16 protein-coding genes and 1 pseudogene are annotated in these 20,454 nt (G+C 70.5%); 11 read left to right on the top strand and 6 right to left on the bottom strand.

The features are described from left to right. Positions 1–78: 78 nt before the first annotated feature. The 3 genes from AB0G47_RS01730 to AB0G47_RS01720 all read left to right on the top strand — a co-directional run bounded on the left by AB0G47_RS01730 (position 79) and on the right by AB0G47_RS01720 (position 3,738). Positions 79–1,728 (top strand): glycoside hydrolase family 13 protein, encoded by a 1,650-nt coding sequence (locus AB0G47_RS01730; RefSeq protein WP_360762966.1) that lies wholly within the window; start codon positions 79–81, stop codon positions 1,726–1,728. A 25-nt stretch (positions 1,729–1,753) separates the two neighbouring features. Then, on the top strand, positions 1,754–2,788 hold the full coding sequence (locus AB0G47_RS01725; protein ID WP_360762963.1) for a LacI family DNA-binding transcriptional regulator: 1,035 nt from the start codon (positions 1,754–1,756) through the stop codon (positions 2,786–2,788). 89 nt (positions 2,789–2,877) lie between these two features. After that, positions 2,878–3,738 (top strand): phosphatase PAP2 family protein, encoded by an 861-nt coding sequence (locus AB0G47_RS01720; protein ID WP_360762960.1) that lies wholly within the window; start codon positions 2,878–2,880, stop codon positions 3,736–3,738. A 72-nt stretch (positions 3,739–3,810) separates the two neighbouring features. On the opposite strand, the pseudogene AB0G47_RS01715 reads toward AB0G47_RS01720, so the two are convergent. Together AB0G47_RS01715 and AB0G47_RS01710 are read right to left on the bottom strand one after the other, a co-directional pair. Then, positions 3,811–3,948 (bottom strand): annotated as a pseudogene (locus tag AB0G47_RS01715) (amidohydrolase); the annotation flags it as partial. 342 nt (positions 3,949–4,290) lie between these two features. Then, on the bottom strand, positions 4,291–7,284 hold the full coding sequence (locus AB0G47_RS01710; protein WP_360762957.1) for a bifunctional [glutamine synthetase] adenylyltransferase/[glutamine synthetase]-adenylyl-L-tyrosine phosphorylase: 2,994 nt from the start codon (positions 7,282–7,284) through the stop codon (positions 4,291–4,293). A 115-nt stretch (positions 7,285–7,399) separates the two neighbouring features. Here AB0G47_RS01710 and AB0G47_RS01705 point away from each other — a divergent pair, with 115 nt between their 5' ends. Together AB0G47_RS01705 and AB0G47_RS01700 are read left to right on the top strand one after the other, a co-directional pair. Further along, on the top strand, positions 7,400–7,915 hold the full coding sequence (locus AB0G47_RS01705) for a pyridoxamine 5'-phosphate oxidase family protein (RefSeq protein WP_360762954.1): 516 nt from the start codon (positions 7,400–7,402) through the stop codon (positions 7,913–7,915). Between the two features lie 32 nt (positions 7,916–7,947). Then, entirely contained in the window at positions 7,948–8,382 is a 435-nt protein-coding gene (locus tag AB0G47_RS01700; protein ID WP_360762952.1) for a VOC family protein, read from the top strand. Between the two features lie 125 nt (positions 8,383–8,507). Here AB0G47_RS01700 and AB0G47_RS01695 read toward each other — a convergent pair whose 3' ends face one another. After that, positions 8,508–9,869 (bottom strand): glutamine synthetase family protein, encoded by a 1,362-nt coding sequence (locus tag AB0G47_RS01695; RefSeq protein WP_135335056.1) that lies wholly within the window; start codon positions 9,867–9,869, stop codon positions 8,508–8,510. Positions 9,870–10,261: 392 nt separating this feature from the next. After that, positions 10,262–11,233 carry a hydroxyacid dehydrogenase gene (locus AB0G47_RS01690; protein ID WP_360763916.1) on the bottom strand — a complete coding sequence of 324 codons (972 nt, stop codon included), beginning with the start codon at positions 11,231–11,233 and terminating at the stop codon, positions 10,262–10,264. A 381-nt stretch (positions 11,234–11,614) separates the two neighbouring features. Here AB0G47_RS01690 and AB0G47_RS01685 point away from each other — a divergent pair, with 381 nt between their 5' ends. From AB0G47_RS01685 to AB0G47_RS01670, 4 genes are all read left to right on the top strand, one after another. After that, positions 11,615–12,469, top strand: a complete 855-nt coding sequence (locus AB0G47_RS01685) for an ABC transporter permease subunit (RefSeq protein ID WP_360762949.1) — start codon at positions 11,615–11,617, stop codon at positions 12,467–12,469. Positions 12,470–12,537: 68 nt separating this feature from the next. Continuing rightward, complete coding sequence (locus tag AB0G47_RS01680) at positions 12,538–13,401, top strand: carbohydrate ABC transporter permease (protein ID WP_360763914.1); 864 nt, start codon at positions 12,538–12,540, stop codon at positions 13,399–13,401. Positions 13,402–13,477: 76 nt separating this feature from the next. Next, on the top strand, positions 13,478–15,115 hold the full coding sequence (locus AB0G47_RS01675; RefSeq protein WP_360762946.1) for an extracellular solute-binding protein: 1,638 nt from the start codon (positions 13,478–13,480) through the stop codon (positions 15,113–15,115). Positions 15,116–15,237: 122 nt separating this feature from the next. After that, complete coding sequence (locus AB0G47_RS01670; RefSeq protein WP_360762943.1) at positions 15,238–16,287, top strand: LacI family DNA-binding transcriptional regulator; 1,050 nt, start codon at positions 15,238–15,240, stop codon at positions 16,285–16,287. Between the two features lie 238 nt (positions 16,288–16,525). Here AB0G47_RS01670 and AB0G47_RS01665 read toward each other — a convergent pair whose 3' ends face one another. Beyond that, positions 16,526–17,290: an alpha/beta hydrolase gene (locus AB0G47_RS01665; RefSeq protein WP_360762940.1), complete on the bottom strand. Its 765-nt coding sequence runs from the start codon at positions 17,288–17,290 to the stop codon at positions 16,526–16,528. Then, the gene (locus AB0G47_RS01660) at positions 17,287–18,027 is read right to left on the bottom strand and encodes a DUF998 domain-containing protein (protein WP_360763912.1); all 741 of its coding nucleotides are present in this window, start codon (positions 18,025–18,027) and stop codon (positions 17,287–17,289) included. Before AB0G47_RS01660 ends, AB0G47_RS01665 begins: the two co-directional genes overlap by 4 nt. A 72-nt stretch (positions 18,028–18,099) precedes the next feature. Here AB0G47_RS01660 and AB0G47_RS01655 point away from each other — a divergent pair, with 72 nt between their 5' ends. Then, on the top strand, positions 18,100–18,621 hold the full coding sequence (locus AB0G47_RS01655) for a hypothetical protein (protein WP_360762937.1): 522 nt from the start codon (positions 18,100–18,102) through the stop codon (positions 18,619–18,621). A 134-nt stretch (positions 18,622–18,755) separates the two neighbouring features. Beyond that, positions 18,756–20,441, top strand: a complete 1,686-nt coding sequence (locus AB0G47_RS01650) for a multicopper oxidase family protein (RefSeq protein ID WP_360762934.1) — start codon at positions 18,756–18,758, stop codon at positions 20,439–20,441. Positions 20,442–20,454 lie beyond the last annotated feature (13 nt).

The raw sequence follows: 20,454 nt of genomic DNA, 5'->3' as shown, positions 1-20,454 counted from the left end.
GCGATGCCGCCCTCGTGACCTTCGCCTTCCGCGCGGCGTTCACCGAAGTGTCCGCACCCCGTATCCCCGAGGGACTTCATGACCCAGCACGTCACGGCCGCCCTTCCCGCCGATGCCTCGCCCGACGCCGCCGAGCGCCGCGACTGGTGGCGCGAGGCCGTCATCTACCAGGTCTATCCGCGGAGTTTCGCCGACGGCAACGGCGACGGCATGGGCGACCTGCCGGGCATCACGACGCGCCTCCCGCATCTGCGGCGGCTCGGCGTCGACGCCGTGTGGCTCTCCCCCTTCTATGTGTCCCCGCAGGCCGACGCCGGGTACGACGTGGCCGACTACCGCGCGGTCGACCCGATGTTCGGCACGCTGCCGGACGCCGACGATCTCGTACGGGAAGCGCACGCGCTCGGCCTGCGGGTGATCGTCGACGTGGTGCCCAACCACTGTTCGGATCAGCACGATTGGTTCACGCGGGCGCTGCGCGAGGGACCGGGTTCGCCATGGCGGGAGCGCTTCCACTTCCGTCCCGGCAAGGGTCCCGACGGCTCCGAGCCGCCCAACGACTGGGAGTCCGTCTTCGGCGGCCCGGCCTGGACGCGGGTGGCGGACGGCGACTGGTATCTCCACCTCTTCGCGCCCGAGCAGCCCGACTTCAACTGGGAACACCCGGCGGTGCACGAGGAGTTCCGCTCCGTCCTGCGCTTCTGGCTCGACCTCGGCATCGACGGCTTCCGCATCGACGTGGCGCACGGCCTGATCAAGGCGGCCGGGCTGCCCGACATCGGCCACAGCGAGCAGGTGAAGCTGCTCGGCAAGCAGGCGGTGCCGTACTTCGACCAGGACGGCGTGCACGAGATCTACCGCGAGTGGCGCCAGATTCTTGACACGTACGCAGGTGAGCGCGTTGCCGTCGCCGAGGCGTGGACGCCGACGGTGGAGCGCAGCGCGCTGTACATCCGCCCGGGCGAACTGCACCAGGCCTTCAACTTCGAGTATCTGACCACAGGGTGGGACGCCACCGCCCTTCGCGCCGTCATCGACCGCTCCCTCGACGCGATGAACGCCGTGCACGCGCCGGCGACCTGGGTGCTCTCCAACCACGACGTCGTACGGCACGCCACCCGCTTCGCCGACGGCGACGCGGCCCGCGGCCTGCGCCGGGCCAGGGCGGCGACGCTCCTGATGCTGGCGCTGCCCGGCTCCGCCTACCTCTACCAGGGCGAGGAGCTGGGCCTGCCCGAGGTCACCGAGCTGCCGGACGAGGTGCGCCAGGACCCCGCGTTCTTCCGGACGGCGGGGCAGGACGGGACGCGGGACGGGTGCCGGGTGCCGCTGCCGTGGTCCGGGGAGCGGGCGCCGTTCGGCTTCGGTCCCGTCGAGGGCGGCCCGAGCTGGCTGCCGCAGCCGGACAGCTGGAAGGACCTGTCCGTGGCGGCCCAGGAGGGCGACCCCGGCTCCACCCTGGAGCTCTACCGCCGTGCGCTCGCCGTGCGCCGCGAGCACCCGGCGCTCGGCGCGGGCCACCAGGTCGAGTGGCTCGACGCCCCCGACGGCGTCCTTGCCTTCCGCCGCTCGACGCCCGGCGGCACGTTCGTCTGCACGGTGAACCTCACCTCCGAAGCCGTCACCATCCCTACGCCGGGCACCGTGCTCCTGTCGAGCGCGGACCTGGATCCTGCCTCCGCCGAAGCGAGCGTCCCGGCGGATTCGGCGGTCTGGTGGGCAGCCTGAGATGTGACCGGTACAGTCCAATCCTGTGACCGCGCGACTGGCCGACATCGCAGCGCAGGCGGGGGTCAGCGAGGCAACGGTCAGCCGGGTGCTCAACGGCAAACCGGGTGTCGCCGCGGCCACCCGCCAGTCCGTGCTTGCCGCACTCGACGTGCTCGGCTACGAACGTCCGGTGCGGCTGCGGCAGCGCAGCGCGGGTCTCGTCGGTTTGATCACCCCGGAGCTGGAGAACCCGATATTCCCCGCGCTCGCCCAGGTCATCGGGCAGGCCCTGACCCGCCAGGGGTACACACCGGTCCTCGCGACGCAGACCCCGGGCGGCTCCACGGAGGACGAGCTGACGGAGATGCTCGTGGACCGCGGCGTCAGCGGCATCATCTTCGTCTCGGGCCTGCACGCCGACACCACGGCCGACATGGGGCGCTACGACCAGCTGCGCGCACAGGGCGTGCCGTTCGTCCTGGTCGACGGCTTCTCCCCCAAGGTGCGGGCGCCCTTCATCTCGCCGGACGACCGCGCGGCGACCCGCCTCGCGGTCACCCACCTCGTCTCCCTCGGTCATACGCGCATCGGGCTCGCCCTGGGCCCGAAGCGGTTCGTGCCCGTACAGCGGAAGATCGAGGGCTTCGTACGCACGATGCGGGACCAGCTGGCGCTGCCCCCCGATGCGGTCGAGTCGGAGCTCGTCGAACACTCGCTGTACACGCTGGAGGGCGGACAGGCAGCGGCGTCCGCGCTCCTGGACCGCGGCTGCACGGCCGTCGTCTGCGCCAGCGACATGATGGCGCTGGGGGCGATACGGGCGGCGCGACAGCGCGGCCTCGAGGTCCCGGACGACGTCTCGGTGGTCGGTTTCGACGATTCGCCCCTGATCGCGTTCACCGATCCGCCGCTGACCACGGTGCGCAAACCGGTGCCGGCCATGGGCCAGGCGGCGGTGCGTACACTCCTCGAGGAGATCGGCGGCACCCCCGCTCCGCACAGTGAATTCGTGTTCCTTCCCGAGCTGGTGGTTCGAGGTTCAACAGCCTCTGCCCCTGGGGGACGAAATCGTCCATAGGGCGTAGGGAATGCGACCTGAACCAGACCTTGGGATGATCGGTCATAGGGTGGGAATCTGGCAGACTCTGTGCCTATGGGTGAGATGACGTGACGACACTGGAAGGCCGGGAGCGGCCCACCACATCACCCAATGCGGGCGAGGAGACCGACCGCACGGGGCGGGCGTTCCTGGGCCGGTTGCGCACACCGCGGCGCCCGCGGCTCTGGTTCGAGATCCTGCTGATCGCGGTGAGTTACTGGACGTACTCCCTGATCCGCAACGCCGTGCCGGAACAGAAGTCACAGGCCCTGCGCAACGCCGACTGGATCTGGCAGGTGGAGCAGAGCCTGGGTCTTGCCGTGGAGGAGAGCGTCAACCACGCGGTGAACTCGGTGACATGGCTCATCGTCGGCATGAACTACTACTACGCGACGCTGCACTTCGCGGTGACGCTGGGTGTCCTGGTGTGGCTGTTCCGCAACCATCCGGGACGCTACGCGGCCACCCGCCTCGTGCTCTTCGCGACCACCGCGGTGGCCCTGGTCGGCTACTACCTGTATCCGCTCGCACCGCCGCGCCTGATGAACGGCAACGACTTCATCGACACGGTCCTGGTCCACCAGACCTGGGGCTCGATGGCCTCCGGCGACCTCAAGCACATGTCGAACCAGTACGCGGCGATGCCCTCGATGCACATCGGCTGGTCCCTGTGGTCCGGCCTGACGATCTTCGCCCTGGCGTCGGTGCCGTGGGCGAAGGTGCTCGGCCTGCTCTACCCGACGGCGACGCTGGTCGTGATCGTGGCCACCGCCAACCACTTCTGGCTGGACGCGGTGGGCGGCATGATCTGCCTCGCGTTCGGCTTCGCGGTGGCGTGGGTCTGGTACGGCAGCATGCCGTACGCGCTGCCGAGGCAGATCGCGGCGCGGGGCGAGCAGGCTTCCCTCGCCCCACCCCTGAAGCCCTGAGGCCGGGCCTCAGGGCTCCCGGTGTGTGATGTGGCCACCGCCCCGCCACCGCCGCCTCGCCCGCGGCGATCCGATGTGCTCGATCCGGTGCGCGAGGCGCCCGCTCGGGCCGAGCCCCGCGACGGTGTCGAGCACGTGCCGCACGGCGTACGCGTACGCATCCGGGTCCGGCCAGAAGGCGTCGGTCCCCTGTCCGTGGCAGTGCGCGTGCCAGTGGCTCCGTTCGGGGGGTGGTTGCGGTGCGGGCGGGTTCATTTCCCCAATCCCGCCCCTTCCCGAAACTTTCCGGCTTCGCCGGCCGCGAGGTGACCGTAGATCACCGCCTCCGGCGAGTTCGTCCTCAACGCCGGACGGGCTGAAAGGGTGGGCGGGCGGGAAACTTCGCCGCGAAGCGGCGGTACGGCGGCGCAGCCGACGACGGCGCGTGGGCAGACCGGGGCCGCTGCCGGGCAATCGGGTGGGTGGGCGGGAAAGGATCCGCCGCGAAGCGGCGGTCTTGAGCGGGGTCTGGGGCGGCGCGCGGTCACGCTCTGACCTCGAAGGCGCCCGGGGTCACGCCCCGTAGAAGCGCTCCTCCACGACGGCCCGCGCCCGCCGCGTGATCCTGCGGTAGTCGTCCAGCATGTCGCCCACATGCCCGGGGTCGTAGCCCAAGTACCGTGCCACGGCAGCCAGTTCGCGGCCGTCCGAGGGGAAGGTGTCTCCCGCGCGGCCACGGACCAGCATCACCGCGTTGCGCACCCGCGTGGCAAGCACCCATGCCTCGTCGAGGATCGCCGCGTCCTCGACCGGGATCAGCTCGGCCGCGCAGGCCGCCGCCAGGGCCTCACGGGTGCGGGTGGTGCGCAGGCCGGGTTCGGCCCAGCCCTCCTCCAGCTGTAGGAGCTGGACGGTCCATTCGACGTCCGAGAGGCCGCCGCGGCCCAGCTTGGCGTGGAGCGTCGGGTCGGCGCCGCGCGGCATCCGCTCGGCCTCCATGCGGGCCTTGAGGCGGCGGATCTCACGGACCGCGTCTTCGCCGAGGCCCTCGGCCGGATAGCGCAGGGGGTCGATCAGGTCGATGAAGGCGCGGCCCAACTCGGCGTCGCCCGCGACCGGTTCGGCCCGAAGCAGCGCCTGGGACTCCCAGACAAGGGACCAGCGGCGGTAGTAGGCCTCGTACGACTTGAGCGTACGCACCAGGGGGCCGCTCCTGCCCTCCGGGCGCAGGTCCGCGTCGATGAGCAACGGCGGGTCGGATGAGGGAAGTTGGAGCAGTCGGCGCATCTCGGAGACCACCTTGGCGGCGGCCTTCGCGGCCTCCTGCTCGTCGGCTCCCTCGCGGGGCTCGTGGACGAACAGGACGTCGGCATCCGAGCCGTAGCCCAGTTCGTGGCCGCCGAAGCGGCCCATGCCGATGACCGCGAAACGGGTGGGCAGCTCGTCGCCCCAGCCCTCGCGGACCACAGCCCGCAGGGTGCCCGCGATCGTCGCCGCCGTCAGGTCCGAGACCGCGTCACCCACCAGGTTCACCAGCGCGCCCGGGTCGGCCTCCGCGGGGCTCTCCTCGGTGCCGTACGAGCCGATGATGTCGGCGGCGGCGGTGCGGAACAGTTCACGGCGGCGGACGCCACGAGCCGCCGTCACCGCCTGTTCGGCGCCGTTCGCACGGCCCACGGCGGCGAGGACCTCCTGCTCCAGGTGGGCGTGGTCGCGCGGTTCCAGGCCTCGGGGGTCGCCGAGGAGGGCGACCGCCTCGGGGGCGCGCAGCAGGAGGTCGGGGGCCAGGCGCCCCGCGGACAGGACACGGGCGAGGTTCTCGGCCGCCGCGCCCTCGTCCCTCAACAGCCGTAGGTACCAAGGGGTCTTGCCAAGCGCGTCGGACACCTTGCGGAAGTTGAGCAGGCCCGCGTCGGGGTCCGCCGAGTCCGCGAACCAGCCGAGCAGGACCGGAAGCAGGGTGCGCTGGATCGCCGCCTTGCGGGTGACGCCGGAGGCGAGCGCCTCCAGGTGGCGCAGGGCCGTCGAGGGGTCCGCGTAGCCGAGGGCCACCAGGCGTTCGCGGGCCGCCTCTGCGCTCAACCGGATCTCGCCGGGGGCGAGTTGGGCCACCGCGTCGAGGAGCGGGCGGTAGAAGAGCTTCTCGTGCAGGCGCCGCACGACCGTCGTGTGCCGCTTCCAGGCGCGGTTCAGCTCGGTGATCGGTTCCGTCCGCATGCCCAGGGAGCGGCCGATGCGCCGCAGGTCGGCGTCGTCCTCCGGGATCAGATGCGTGCGCCGCAGCTTGAAGAGCTGGATGCGGTGCTCAAGGGAGCGCAGGAAGCGGTAGGCGTCGTCGAGCTGGACGGCGTCGACCCGGCCCACATAGCCGCCGGCGGCCAGCGCGCCGAGCGCCTCCAGGGTCGAGCCGCTCCTCAGCGACATATCACTGCGTCCGTGCACCAACTGCAGGAGCTGTACGGCGAATTCGACGTCCCGCAGGCCGCCGGGCCCCAGCTTCAGCTCCCGGTCGACCTCGCCCGCCGGGATGTTCTCGACGACCCTGCGGCGCATCTTCTGCACGTCGGGGACGAAGTTGTCGCGCTCCGCCGCGTGCCAGACGAGCGGCGCGAGCGTGGCGACGTACTCCGCACCGAGCTCCAGGTCGCCGGCGACCGGGCGGGCCTTGAGCAGCGCCTGGAACTCCCAGGTCTTGGCCCAGCGCTGGTAGTAGGCGAGGTGGCTGCTGAGCGTGCGCACCAGCGGACCGTTGCGCCCCTCCGGGCGGAGGTTGGCGTCGACCGGCCAGATCGTGCCCTCGACCGTGGTCTCCGAGCAGATCCGCATCATGTGCGAGGCGAGCCGCGTGGCGGCCTGCAGCGCCTTGCCCTCGTCGGCGCCATCGGCTGACTCGCCCACGAAGATCACGTCGACGTCCGAGACATAGTTCAGCTCGTGGCCGCCGCACTTGCCCATCGCGATGACCGCGAGCCTGCACTGCGCCGCGTCCGCGGGCGCCGCCGCCCTGGCCATGGCAAGGGCCGCACGCAGCGTCGCCGTCGCCAGGTCGGCGAGCTCGGCGGCGGCCTCGGCGACGTTCGTCGTGCCGCAGACGTCACGGGCCGCGATGGCGAGCAGACAGCGGCGGTAGGAGACCCGCAGCGAGACCGGGTCGGTGGCGTCGGCGAGGCCGCGCTCGAACTCCTCGACGCCGGGGTGCAGATCGGCCGCCTCGTATGTGACAAGGGCCTGCCAGTCACCGGGGTGCCGGGCCAGGTGGTCGGCGAGGGCCTCGGACGCGCCGAGCACGCCGAGCAGCCGGTCGCGCAGCGGCTTGGCGCTGACCAGGGTGTCGAGCAGTTCGCGGCGGCTCGTCTCGTCCGGCTGCGCCTCGACGAGCCGGACCAGACCGAGCAGCGCCAGGTCCGGGTCGGCGGCCACGCCCAGGGCGTCGAAAAGCAGCGGGTCGGAGCGCAGCGCGGCCAGCTCGGGGGCGCCGAGCAGCCGCTCGGCGGCCGACGGGTCGGTGAAACCATGCCGCAGCAGCCGCGTGAACGTACTGCTTCTGCGCCCTTGCGGCACCGTCATGCGCGCCTCCGTTCGATCACTCCTCGCCCGAGCCTACGGCCTCACCGATGAGTTCCGCCCGCGTGCGCGGTCCGTACTTGGACGGGAGCATGGTGGCGGTGACAGGAGGCGGATCATGACCGGCAGGGAACCGCGTACCGAACTGGACACCCGGTACAGCAGCGAGGGCGCGTCCGCGACGCCGTGGCCCGACGCGCTGCGGCAACTGCGGGCGGCGGAGCTCTTCTGGATCTCGACGGTACGTCCCGACGGGCGCCCGCACGTCACCCCGCTGCCCGCGGTGTGGCTGGACGGCGCCCTGCACTTCGCGACGGGCCCCGACGAGCGCAAGGCGAGGAACCTCGCGGCCAACCCGGAGGTGGTCCTCACCACCGGCGTCAACCTCTGGGACAAGGGCCACGACCTGGTCGTCGAGGGCCCCGCGGTCCGCGTGACCGACGAGGACCGGCTGCGGGTGCTCGCGGCGGCCTGGGAGGAGAAGTACGGCAGCTTCTGGCACTACGAGGTGCGCGACGGCTGCTTCCACCACGGGGCCGGCCACGCGTACGTCTTCGAGGTGGCACCCCGCACCGCCTTCGGCTTCGGCAAGGGCGAGCCCTTCAGCCAGACGCGGTGGCGTTTCGAGCGCTGACAGCGGGGCCAGTCCCTGCTGTACTGCCGCACATGGAATACACACTCGAGGTGATCCCGCTCCCCGTCAGCGACGTCGACCGGGCCAAGGAGTTCTACCGCGACAAGCTCGGCTTCCATGTGGACATCGACACGGAGGTCATGCCGGGCATGCGCATCGTCCAGCTGACCCCGCCGGGCTCCGGCTGTTCCATCGCCCTGGCCGACACGCTCTGGGACACGATGGACGGCCCGACGCCGGCCGCGGGCTCGTACCAGGGCCTGCAGCTGTGCGTCTCCGACGCGAAGGCAGCACACGCGGAGCTGACCGCACGTGGTCTTGACGTCACGGAGCCGGTGGCCCATGCGCCGCAGGACGGCGGCACGTTCATGTACTTCAAGGATCCCGATGGCAATGGCTGGGCGATCCAGGAGTATCGCGTACGGGCGACCACGCCTCTGCGGGAGGCGATCGTCAGCGCCCCGTAAGGGGCGCGGGGAACTGCGCGCTCAGCGCACGAAAAGCCGCAGTCGCGTCTGGCGAGTACCGCGCAGACGCGACTGCGGCTTTTCCATGGTTGCTCGCGCAGTTCCCCGCGCCCCTTTCAGGGGCTCTACAGCACCGGGAGGTTCTTCCTCAGCTCAAAGGCTGTCACCTCTGACCTGTACTCCTCCCACTCCTGCTTCTTGTTCCGGAGGAAAAAGTCATAGACGTGCTCGCCGAGCGTCTCGGCGACCAACTCACTGCGCTCCATCAGCGCAATCGCCTCGCCGAGGTTCTGCGGCAACGGCTCGATCCCCATCGCGCGACGCTCGCCGTCACTCAGCGCCCATACGTCGTCGTCGGCGCCCGGCGGCAGCTCGTACCCCTCCTCGATGCCCTTGAGGCCCGCGGCGAGCAGCACGGCGTACGTCAGATAGGGGTTCGCGCCCGAGTCGATCGAGCGGACCTCGACCCGCGCCGAGCCCGTCTTGCCGGGCTTGTACATCGGGACCCGGATCAGCGCCGAGCGGTTGTTGTGGCCCCAGCAGATGTACGAGGGTGCCTCGCCGCCCGCGCCCGCGGTGCGCTCCGAGCCGCCCCAGATGCGCTTGTAGGAGTTCACCCACTGGTTGGTGACCGCGGAGATCTCGGCGGCGTGCTTCAGGAGGCCCGCGATGAAGGAGCGGCCGACCTTGGAGAGCTGGTACTCGGAGCCGGACTCGTAGAACGCGTTGCGGTCACCCTCGAACAACGACAGGTGCGTGTGCATACCGCTGCCCGGGTGCTCGGAGAACGGCTTCGGCATGAAGGTGGCCTGCACGCCCTGCTCCAGGGCGACCTGCTTCATGACCAGGCGGAAGGTCATGATGTTGTCGGCCGTGGAGAGCGCGTCCGCGTAACGGAGGTCGATCTCCTGCTGGCCCGGAGCCCCCTCGTGGTGGCTGAACTCGACCGAGATCCCCATGGATTCGAGCATGGTGATGGCCTGGCGGCGGAAGTCCATGCCCACGTTCTGTGGGGTGTGGTCGAAGTAGCCGGAGTTGTCGGCGGGGGTGGGCCGCGAGCCGTCCAGCGGCTTGTCCTTCAGGAGGAAGAACTCGATCTCGGGGTGGGTGTAGAAGGTGAACCCGAGGTCCGAGGTCTTGGCGAGGGCCCGCTTGAGGACGTAACGCGGGTCCGCGAAGGACGGCGATCCGTCCGGCATCAGGATGTCGCAGAACATCCGGGCGGTGCCGGGGGCCTCCGCGCGCCAGGGCAGGACCTGGAAGGTCGAGGGGTCCGGCTTGGCGATCATGTCCGATTCGTACACCCGGGCGAAGCCCTCGATGGCCGAGCCGTCGAAGCCGATGCCCTCGTCGAAGGCCTGCTCCAGCTCGGCGGGTGCCACCGCGACCGATTTCAGGAAGCCGAGGACATCCGTGAACCACAGGCGTACGAACCGGATGTCGCGCTCCTCCAGAGTCCGGAGCACGAATTCCTGCTGCTTGTCCATCTTCCGCTTCCACCCATCCTTGCTGGTCAGGCCGCCTGCGTCCGCGCTTGTTCACGCTGTGTTCGTACCTGCGGACACATCGGGGCTCATGAGCATCCCACCACACGGTTTCGAGCGCGTTGCGTAGCTCGTGCCGCCCTGTGCCCATAGTGCCTGCTGATCGGCGCCCCCGTAACAGCGGGCCGCCCCTGACTGCGCGTGGCGCAAAGCGGTAGCTCTTCCCCGGCCCCGCTCAAGGCCGCCGCTTCGCGGCGGATCTTTTCCCGCCCGCCCCATCAGCAGGGCTCCCAGCCCGGCCGCAGTTCTTTCAGCCCGTCGAGGGGGTCCCCCCTGCTCTTTAAGAGCTTGGGGGAGTTTGGGGACGAACTCGCCGGAGGCGGTGATCTACGGCCCTACGCCAGCCTCGGCAACTCCTCCCGCCGCAGCTGCCCCCACATCGGCACCCCCGCGACAAACCGCTCGACCTCCCCCACCGCGTACTCCCCAAGCCTGCGCACCTCACTCCCCTGAGCCCCCGCGATATGCGGGGTCACCAGCACGTTCGGCAGGGCAAGCAGCGGATGCCCCGCCGGCAGCGGCTCGGGATCCGTGACGTCCAGGAAGGCGTCGAGGCGCCCCACCCTACACTCATCGGCCAGCGCCTCCGTGTCGACGAGCGAGCCCCGCGCCGTGTTGATCACCGTCCCCCCGTCCGGAATCAGCTTCAGCATCTCCGCGCTCACCATCCCCCGCGTCTGGGGCAGTTGGGGCGCATGGACGCTGACGATCGAGCTGCGGCGGCACAGCTCGGACAGTTCCACCAGCTCCGCACCGAGCCCGGCCGCCTCGTCCGCGGTGACGTAGGGGTCGGTGAGCAGCACGCGCCACCCCACGTCGGACGTCCGCAGCGCCGCGATGACCCCGCGCCCGATCCGGGACGCCCCGATGACGCCGACGGTACGGGCGTCCGCGCCCACCCGCCCGGTGAACGGCGGCCACCCCGCGCTGTAGCCGGCGGCGGTGGACAGCGCCCCCTTCGCGGCGAAGGTGATCGCGGCGAGCGTGTACGCGACGACGGGGCCCGCGTTGGCGTCGGCCGCCGACGACACCACCACGCCGCGGTCCCAGAGCGCGTCCGTCACCACGGGTTTCACCGACCCGGCGGCATGCACGAGGGCCCGCAGCCGGGGCGCGTGCGCGAGCACCTCCGCCGTGAGGGGCGGGCAGTTCCAGCCGGTGACCAGGATCTCCGTCTGCGCGAGCACCGCCCGTGCGTCGGGACCGGTGAGCGACCCGGTGAGCAGGGCGGGCGCCAACTCCACGCTGTGGGCGAGCCGTTCGCGGATGTCCGGTGCGAACACCCGCTCCGCCACATCGGCACTCATGGCAAGCGCCGTGATCGGCGTGGCCGACAACCGGTCCGCCAACTGGCCCGTCAGCTCTGCCTGGTCTGCCTGGTCTGCCACGCGTGACCGCCCCCTCGTAGTAATCGGTTACCCAACAGCGCCTGGAGGCTAGGCCGAAGTCGGGACGGGGGTCAAGAGATCGCGGGGCCAAGGGGGTTGACCGGGGTTAGTAACCGCTTTAGATTCCGGTCACCTTGTTCCGACAACGGAGGGGCTGCCGTGTCAGCGGTGACGAAGGACCGGACGGAAACCGAGGCGGTGAAGCCGCCCGGCAAGCGCAGCATCAGGCCAAATGGCAACAAAACCAGGCGCGATGAGCGATGGAAACGGTTTCGCGCCTCGCGGGTCCTGCTACTGCTCATGGCTCCGGGCGTCGCGTACTTCCTGGTCTTCCACTACGGCGCGTTCATCGGCAACGCCGTCGCCTTCAAGGAGTACGTCCCCTTCGACGGCCTGTGGGCCAGCCCCTGGGTCGGCCTCGAGAACTTCGACCGGATGTTCGGCGACCCGGACTTCTGGCACGCGACCTGGAACACCCTCTTCCTCGCGGTGCTCCAGCTGGTCTTCTTCTTCCCGGTCCCGCTCGGCCTCGCCCTGCTCCTGCACAGCCTGACGTCGGACCTGACGCGGCGCTTCGTGCAGTCGGTGGTCTATCTGCCGCACTTCCTGTCGTGGGTCATCGTCGTCGCCCTGTTCCAGCAGGTGCTCGCCGACACCGGACTGCTCAACTCCGTCCTTGGGCAGGCCGGTCTGCACTCCGTCGACATCATCGGCAACCCGGACGCGTACCCCGCGCTCGTCGTCGCGCAGGTCGTCTGGAAGGACGCCGGCTGGGGCACGATCATCTTCCTCGCCGCGCTGATGCAGGTGGACGAGCAGCAGTACGAGGCCGCCGCGATCGACGGCGCGGGGCCCTGGCGCCGCTTCTGGCACGTGACGCTGCCCGCGATCCGGCCGGTCGTCATCCTGCTCCTCATCATGCGGCTCGGCGACATCCTCTCCGTCGGCTTCGAACAGATGCTGCTGCAACGGCAGTCGGTCGGTCCCGAGGCCGGAGAGGTCCTGGACACCTTCGTCTTCTGGCAGGGCATCGTCGGCGGCGACACCGGATACGCCGCGGCAGCCGGCCTGTTCAAGGGCGTGGTCGGCGCGATTCTCGTCTTCGCGGCCAACAAGGTCGCCCATCGCCTCGGCGAGCAGGGGGTCTACAAGTGAGCACGACGACCGTGAAGTCCGCCCGAGCCACGAAATCCGCCGCGGCACGCCCCCTGCGCCCCGCCTGGATGGAGCGGCCGAAGCCCGTCACGCAGGTGGCCAAGGTCCTTGCGATCGCCACCATCCTGCTCCTGGTCTTCGTCCCCTTCCTCGTCATCATCTCGACGTCCTTCGCCTCGAACCGCGAGGTCGTCGCCAACGGCGGCTGGGTCCTGTGGCCCGAGCACCCGACCCTGCGCGCCTACGAGCAGGTCTTCGCCGGCGGCATCGTCTCCAAGGCGCTCGGGGTGAGCGCCGGGGTGACGATCATCGGCACGCTCGCCTCGCTCGCGTGCACCACGTTCCTGGCGTACGCACTGAGCCGCCCGAACGTGTACGGCGGCAAGCCGATCCTCCTCGTCGTCCTGTTCACCTTCCTCTTCCCGCCCGGCATGATTCCCGCGTTTCTGCTGGTCAAGGGCGCGGGAATGCTGGAGAGCTACAGCGCCCTGATCGTCCCGGTGCTCATCAACGTCTTCAATCTGGTCGTGCTCCGCGGCTTCTTCCAGGGCATTCCCGAGGAGATGTACGAGGCGGCGCGGCTCGACGGCGCGGGCGACTGGCAGATCCTGTGGCGGATCGTTCTTCCGCTCTCCAAGGCGGCCCTCGCGGTCGTCGGCCTCTTCTACGCGGTCAGCTACTGGAACGCCTGGTTCCATGCCTCGATCTATCTGGAGTCCGACCACTGGCCGCTCCAGCAGGTCCTTCGTACGTACGTCATGGGCGGCTCCCAGATAGCCGACACCGGCCTGAGCGACGCCTCGAACGTCTCGGCCCCGCAGACGATGCAGATGGCCGTCCTGGTGATCGCCACCGTGCCGATCCTGATCGTCTACCCCTTCCTGCAGAAGTACTTCACCAAGGGCGTGCTCACCGGCGCCATCAAGAGCTGAGCCACCACCTCCCGCATCCAGAGCTGAGCCAACTCCCGTGCTCCCCCGAAAGGTTGACACTGTGTCCGGTTCCTCGATGTCGCGCCGTACGCTGCTGCGCTCCATAGCCGTCGGCGGTGCCGCCGTCGCCGCGCCCTCCCTGCTCACCGCCTGTTCCACCGAATCCGGCGGCGGCGGTTCGGTCTCCAACGCCGACAAGAAGGCGGCGCCCTGGCCGACGTACACACCCGCCAAGGGCCCGAAGCCCGATCTCGCGCCGAGCGCCGACGGCGTACAGCCCGGCTTCACGAAGTACCCCCAGAAGCTGATCGAGGCGACCGCCGAGAAGCCGGGCACCGGCAAGCAGAAGATCAAGGTCATGACCATCACCTACGGCACCCCGCCGAAGCCGGTCGGATCGAACAAGTACTGGCAGGCGATGAACGAGGCGCTCGGCGTCGAGGTCGAGTTCTCGGTGGTGCCGGACGCGGACTTCCGCTCCAAGATGTCCACGCTGATGTCGGGCGACGACCTCCCCGACATGATCAACTTCGGTGGCGGGTACGTCCTGCCGCGCGAGTCGCAGTTCGTGAAGTCGCGCTGCGCGGACCTCTCGGAGCACCTCTCCGGGGACGCGGTCAAGGACTACCCGAACCTCGCCAACATCCCCACGTACGCGTGGGAGGGCATGGGCCGGGTCGCCGGGCGCATCTACGGCCTCCCGATCGAGCGCGCCAAGGTGCAGGGCGCGATGTTCATCAACCGCGAGGCCTTCGACAAGGCGGGCTACAAGCCGGGCATGGCGGCGGCCGACTTCCAGACGATGGCCAAGGAGGCCTCGCAGAACAAAAAGTACGCGCTCGGCGCATCCTCGGTCGGCTTCTTCGGCTACCTCTACCACGCGATGTGGCACGGCGCGCCGAACCAGTGGCAGATCAAGAACGGCAAGCTCACCGACATGTACGGGACCGACGAGTTCAGAGCCGCGCTCGAGTTCATGTCCAAGATGCGCAGGGCCGGTTCGTACAACTCCGACGCCACCTCGATCTCCCAGGTGGACCTGAAGACGCAGTTCTACAACGGCACGGTCCGCTCGATGACGGACGGCTGGGGCGCGGTCATCTCCAATGCGCAGGGCATCAAGGACGAGTTCACGCTGGACGCCGCCGTGCCGTACGTGGTCGACGGCGCGACGCCGGTCTACCAGCAGAACCGCGGCTGTTTCGGCTACACCGTGATCAAGAAGGCCTCCAAGGACCGCGTCAAGCTGATGCTGCGGGTCCTGGACTGGCTGGCGTCCCCCTTCGGCTCGAAGGAGTACGAGCTGATGCACTCGGGCGTCGAGGGCACACACTTCGAGTACGACAGGAACGGCGACCCCATCCCCAACTCCCTCGGCCTGGTGGAGAACAGGACCAACCTGCCGTTCGCCTACCTCATGGACGCGCCGCAGCCGCTGTACTTCCCCGGCTTCCCCGACCTCACCAAGCGGCTGCACACCTGGGAGCAGGCGGTCGTGCCGAACCTCGTGCGCGACGACCACTGGGGCCTGATGTCGGACACGTACAACCGGCAGGGCGCGTCGATGCAGCAGATCATCGAGGACGGTGTCACGGCGATCGTCTCCGGCCGCAAGAAGCTGTCGGACTGGGACGCCGTCTACGCGAAGTGGCAGGCGCAGGGCGGCGAGAAGTCCCACGAGGAGTTCGCCAAGGAGTACGAGGCCGCGCACTGACGCGGGGCGCAGGGGCGGGATGATGGTCCGGGGCGGGTTGTCGTGGTTCTCGTGGGGGGAACCTGGCCCCGGACTCTGCCACTTGAGGCACTGAGGCACTGAGGCGTATATGAGGAGACACTGTGGGTGAGCGGGTCACCATCCGTGATGTGGCGGCGCGCGCCGGCGTCTCCGTCGCGACCGTCTCGCGGGTGCTCGCGGGCAACTATCCGACGTCCACGGCGTCGCGTGCCAAGGTCCTGCGGGCCGTCAAGGACCTCGACTACGTCGCCAACGCGCACGCGCGCGCGTTGGCGGGCGCGGGCCGCAAGACGGTCGCGGTGCTCACCTTCGACGTGGTGAGCTCCTTCTTCGCGCATGTCGCGCAGGGCGTGGAGATGGAGGCCGCCCAGCGCGACAGGCTCACCCTGGTCGCATCGACGGGCAACGATCCGGCCCGTGAACTGGCCTTGGTCCAGATGATGCGCGAGCAGGCGGCCGAGGCTGTGATCCTGGTGGGCGGGGTCATCGAGGACGACGAGTACCGCGAGCGGATGGCGCGGTACGCGGAGGCGCTTGCGGCGGCCGGCTCGCGGCTCGTCCTGTGCGGTCGTCCGGCGCCGGTGCCGGACGTTCCCGCGCTGGTCGTCGAGTACGACAACGAGGCGGGCGCGTACGCGATCACGAGCCATCTGCTCGGGGCGGGCCACCGCAAGATCGCCCTGATCGGCTACCAGCCCGGCCACACCACGGGCGAGGACCGGGTCGCCGGCTACCTTCGTGCGCTGTCCGACCACGGGGTGCCGCGCGAGGAGGCGATCCTGCACGGGATCGGCTTCGGGCAGCACAACGGGTACGAGGCGATACGCGATCTTCTGGACAAGGCGGACGGGCGGCCGGAGTTCACCGCGGTGTTCGCGGGCGACGACGGGGTGGCTGCGGCGACGGTGGTGGCCCTGCGGGAGCGGGGGCTTCGGGTGCCGGATGACATCTCGGTGGTCGGCTACAACGACGACCCCGTGGCGGCGGACATCACTCCCGGGCTCACCACGGTCCATATCCCCGCGGAGGAGATGGGCCGCACGGCCGTGCGACTTGCGTTGAGCGGGTCGCCCCGGGCGGGGCAGGAGAGGCATCTCCTGGGGACGCATATTGTGATCCGGGAGAGTGTGCGGGGGCTGCGGGTGGGGTGAGGCCCGCAGCTTCGCCTGCACGAACGGGCCTTTCCCACCCACCCGCCCGATCACCCCGCAGCCTCACCTGCACGAACAAGCTTTCCCACCCACCCACCCGATTACCCTGCGGCTGCCTGCCCGCCGTCCCCGTTGTGCCCACCCGTTCCGCGCGGCGAGTGGGGTCTCCCCTGCTCGAGCGAAGCCGAGAGCTTGGGGAAGGGTGGGCACAACGCCAACGCTGCCGGGTGCCGAGGAACTAAGCGGGGCGCACCGCCAGTACCGCCTCCGCCACGTCCTCCGGGCTGTCCCGCATCACCAGGTGGCCCGACGGCTCCGCGACGCGGAACGTCGCGCCGAGGGTCGCCGCCAGGCCTCGCTGCCGGTAGAGCCACCGCATCGACCCCCGGGCGTACGCGGCGAGCACCGTCACCGGCACCCCCTCCGGGAGGGGGAACTCCCCCCGCAGAGCGGCCAGTTCGCGAGCTACGTCGCCATACGTCGCGTACTCCAGAAGCGCCCCCTGCACCAAGAACCTCCGCACCCCCACCGGCCCCACCGCCCGGGAAACCCCCACCCCCCGCAGCACGGCCCCACCCACCCGCGCACCCCCCACCCGCACCACGCGAGGAACCCGCACATGCCCCGGCCGCTCCTCGATGCTGGAGTCGACAAGCACGAGCCCCGCCGTACGCTCCGGATACAGCCGCGCGAACGCCTCGCCGTGGAACCCGGCGAGCGAGTGCCCGACCACCGTGACCGGCCCCGGGAACTCCAGCGCGTCCAGAAGCCCGGCGATCCGCCCCGCCTCACCCGCCAGGGAAGACGGCACGCGCGCGTGCCCGCTGAGCCCGAGCCCCGGCCGGTCGAAGCGGACGACGGTCCGCCACGGGGACAGCAGCTCCGCCACCGCGTCCCAGTCGGCCGAGACCAGGCCGAGCCCCGCGCTCAGCACACACACCGGCCCCCGCCCGGCCACCTCCACGTGATGCCGCACTCCCCCGATCCCGACGAACGACCTCACGAGAGCACGCGCCCGCGCCCGTGCCCGCCCCGCGCCACCGCCCTGGCGAGCAGCCCCAGCCACAGCGCGATCAGCAGCACCTGAAGCCGCTGACCGAGCCCCAGCCCCCACGTCCCGTGCCCCGCGTCGAACACGGCGACGGCGGCCAACGTCCAGGCGGTGGCCGCCAGTTCGAGAAGGACAAGGACGAGGCCGAGGGGGCCCGCCAGGGACGGCGGGATCCCGTACCGGCGGGAGGCGATCGTCAGCAGGACCATCCCCGCCAGCGCCCCCGCCACGGCGACCCCGCTGCTGCCCACGTGCGCGGCATGCGTCCAGGGCACGAGCCCCGCCCGCTCCCTGGCCGCGCACGCCGCGTCGGCGGTCGGCGTACAGCTCAGCGGCAGCCGCGAGTCGACGGCGGTGGCGGCCCCGAAGAGCGCGAGCCCCGCCCACCCGAGGGCGGCGAGCCGCCCGCGCGGCAGCCGCCGCAGCGCACAGACCGCTCCGGCGAGGATCAGCACCCCGGCGACCAGGTCGGTCGTCCGCAGCAGCGTCCCGTAGGGCTGGTCCCGGGCGGCGAGTTCGCTCACGTACGAACTGACCGGCGAGAGCTCCGTGTCGAGGGGGATTTCGAGCAGCCACGCGCTGTAGGCGATCGCGCCGAGTGCCAGCGGGAGCGCGACGGGAGCGGTACTCCTGGGTCTTTCGGTGCCGGGCTCCGCCGACCGGGTCCGCAGCGGCTTGCCCGTAATCATCATGGGCCCATGATCAGTGGAGTCCCGGGGGCCCGCATGTCGCGTCATACCCGCCGGGGGTAGGGTTCGCCCATGGCGACGACGAGGAGACCGGCGAAGGGCGGACAGCTCCTGCTGCTCGCCGCGCTCCTCCTCGGCATCGTGACCATGCATACGCTGGGTCATCCGACGGGGCACGGGAGCGGGGCCGAACAGGGATCCGCCCAGGCGTCCGTCCAGCATGAGGCGCGGGGCGCGACCGCCGCTCAGGGCATGGGCCAGTCCCATGACCAGGCCCAGGGCCAGTCCTATGACCATGGCCAGTCCTCTGGCATGGGCCAGGCCCACGACATGGGCACGGAGCCGGTTGCCCGCGCCGCCGATGACACCGTCACCGCGTCCTCCCCCGCCGGGCTCCACGGGATGGATCCGCTGTCCGTGTGCCTCGCGGTGCTCGGCGCGTTCACCCTCGTCCTGCTCCTGAAGGCCGGCCTGCTGAGGCCCGGCGGCTTCGCCGTCCCCTCGCGCGCGCTCGCCCGGCTGCTCGACGGCCTGCGGCCCAATCCGCCGCCGCCCCGCATACTCCTCGCCCGTCTTTCGGTGCTGCGCATTTAGGCCGGCGCACCGGCTGCTTCGCGCTGCCCGCGACCGGTGGATGCCCGATGGGAACCTCCGGGCGCCGAGCGGTGTATCAGAAGCAGCAGATGCGCCCATCTGCACGCACCACCAAGACGAGGTGTTACTCAGCCATGCGCACTCAACCCCTGCGCACTCAAGCCTTGCGCGCCCCTTCGCGCCGTGCCCTGCTCGGCGCCGCGACCGCCGTCGCCGGTTCGGGAATCCTGACGGCCTGCTCCGGTTCCGGTTCCGGCGCGGGCCACGGCGGTCACGGCGCCGGTGAGGGCGGCGGTTCCGCGCCCGAGGGTTATGTCGACCCGTCCGGCAAGGAAGTCGCCGCCGCGGAGAAGAAGCGGGCCGGCGGTGCGGTCCGCGAGGTGAAGCTGATGGCTATGAAGGCCAAGCTCGACCTCGGCGGCCGCTCGGTAAGGACCTGGGCGTACGGCGACCGGCTGCCCGGCAAGGAAGTCCGCGTCACCGCGGGCGACACCCTCGCCCTCACGCTGGCCAACCATCTCCCCGAGCCCACGTCGCTGCACTGGCACGGCCTGGCCCTGCGCAACGACATGGACGGCGTCCCCGGCCTCACCCAGCAGGCGATCAAGCCCGGCGCGGACTTCACCTACCGCTTCGCGGTGCCGCACCCGGGGACGTACTGGTTCCATCCCCACTCGGGCACCCAGCAGGACCGCGGTCTGTACGCCCCACTGATCGTGGAGGACCCCAAGGAGCCCTTGAAGTACGACAAGGAGTGGGTCGTCGTCCTCGACGACTGGGTGGACGGCGTCGACGGCTCGACGCCGGACGCCGTCCTCGCGGAGCTCAGCAAGGGCATGGGCGGCCATGACATGGGCGGGGACGGCGAGGAGGAGAAGGGAGGGGGTGACACGGGCGGCATGGACCACGGCGGCCACGACATGTCGAACATGTCCAACATGTCGATGCGCACGGACAAATCCCCCAAACCGTCCAGCACCTCCGGCCCCTCCCGCATGATGATGGGGGCCAAGAGCGACCTGCTCGGCGGCGACGCGGGCGACGTGGCCTACCCGCACTACTTGATCAACGGCCGTACGCCGGACGCGCCTTCGTCGTTCAGGGCCCGCCCCGGCGACCGCATCCGCCTGCGCATCATCAACGCGGGCGGCGACACGGCCTTCCGGGTGGCGCTCGGCGGCCACGAGATGACGGTGACGCACACGGACGGCTTCCCCGTGGAGCACGCGAAGACGGACGCGCTGCTTCTCGGCATGGGCGAGCGCTATGACGTGCTCGTCACCGCGGGGGACGGCGTGTTCCCGCTGACCGCGGCGGCCGAGGGCAAGAAGGCGGCGGCGCTCGCGGTCCTGCGCACGGGCGGTGGCTCGGCGCCCTCCGCCTCGGTCCGCCCCAAGGAGCTCAAGGGCCGTCTCCTGACGGCGGACAAGCTGCGGGCGGCGGAGTCGGTCGCGCTCCCGTCCCGCAAGCCGGACCGCACGATCAGGATCCGCCTGACGGGCGGGATGGCCAAGTACGACTGGGCGTTCGACAAGAAGCCCTACGACCCCGATGAGCGCCACCCCGTCCGGGCGGGCGAGCGCGTCCGGCTCGTCTTCGCCAACTCCACGTCGATGTGGCACCCGGTGCATCTGCACGGCCACACCTTCGCCCTGGCTAACGCGGCGGGCGGCCCCCGCAAGGACACCGCGGTCATCCTGCCGAACGGCACGCTGACGGTGGACTTCGAAGCCGACAACCCGGGCCTGTGGATGATCCACTGCCACAACGTGTACCACTCGGAGGCCGGGATGATGACGGTCCTCGGCTACCGCCGCTGACACCTCGGCGGGC

The sequence above is a fragment of the Streptomyces sp. NPDC021622 genome, assembly GCF_040640795.1.
Lineage (GTDB): Bacteria > Actinomycetota > Actinomycetes > Streptomycetales > Streptomycetaceae > Streptomyces.
Note: the sequence above shows the minus strand (reverse complement) of the source record. Positions and strands in the feature narration are given on the sequence as shown.